Below are 613 nucleotides of genomic sequence, written 5' to 3'. Positions count from 1 at the left end.
CGGATAAGGCTTTAATGAGTTTTCTGCGCTCAGAGCGCGGGGTGTTGGTTTTAGCCAGCAGCGCATCAAGTTTGCGAAGCGCGGCCGCGGGTGATTCATCGCCATCACTGACCGCATCAGCAGAAAGCAGGCTGTCTGCCAGTCCCTTCGCCACAGCGTCACTGCCACCGATATAACTCTCGGCATCCATCAGTTTCTGAACAGCTGCCATATCAAGGCCGGAACGCGCCGCGTAGATGTCTGCCATAGCGTTATCGAATGGCTCCAGAGACTGTGCCAGTTCCGCAAAGTCATGGCGGTTACCCATCGCATAGACCCAGCAGTTGTGGATCATCAGAAATGCACCACGACCGATCTGAATATCATCCCCGGCCATCGCAATGACTGAGGCGGCACTGGCGGCAATTCCGAGCACCTTCACCGTCACACGGCCTTCGTATTCACGCAGAAGGTTGTAGATTGCCAGGCCTTCGAACATGTCACCACCAGGGGAGTTGATATTGACCGTGACGTCGGCGCCATTCATCGCCCGTAGCGCACCGGCGATACGTTTGGCTGTTACGCCTTCACCCCAGTAGTCCTGTCCGATCACATCAAAAACAGAAATACTGTT

At 55.3% G+C, this 613-nt stretch carries 1 protein-coding gene; it reads right to left on the bottom strand.

Annotated features, from left to right (window positions below; genetic code table 11):
- Positions 1 to 613 (bottom strand): head maturation protease, ClpP-related (locus tag RE027_RS17995; RefSeq protein ID WP_368809665.1); only part of this gene is annotated, 613 nt, incomplete at both ends.

It is taken from the genome of Kocuria sabuli, from assembly GCF_040981185.1.
Lineage (GTDB): Bacteria > Actinomycetota > Actinomycetes > Actinomycetales > Micrococcaceae > Kocuria > Kocuria sabuli.
The sequence above is the reverse complement of the archived record's forward strand: the minus strand, read 5'-3'. Positions and strand labels throughout refer to the sequence as shown.